Genomic DNA, 377 nt, shown 5'->3' on the forward strand with positions numbered 1-377 from the left:
GACCGACTCGACCGAGGTGTCGACGTCCTGCGGGTCCGCCTCGGAGAGCTGCTTGACGAGCTCCGGCAGACGGTCCTGGGCGACCCGGGTGGCCGTGTCCTGCAGCCGTCGCAGCGAGCGGATCATGGACCGGGCGACGACGAAGGCGCCGACCAGCGAGACACCGAGCACCAGCAGGATGAGCACACCGCTGATGATGGCCTCGCGCTGCGACTGGTCGCGGAGCTCGCGGGCCTTGCCCTCCATGTCGCTGAGGAGGGTCTCCTCGATGGTCTTCATCGCCTGGATCTTGGTGGAGCTCTGGTCGTACCAGTCCAGGTACGAACGCGGCGCCGTGCCCGCCATGCCGGTGGGGCTGTCGAGCACCTTCTGCGCGT

1 protein-coding gene is annotated in these 377 nt (G+C 68.7%); it reads right to left on the reverse strand.

The features are described from left to right. The coding region (locus AC1DUE_RS20740; protein WP_477041281.1) for a hypothetical protein at nucleotides 1-279 on the reverse strand (279 nt) is incomplete at its 3' end. Nucleotides 280-377: the final 98 nt, after the last annotated feature.

The sequence above is a fragment of the Cellulomonas sp. P4_A2 genome (genome assembly GCF_056402515.1).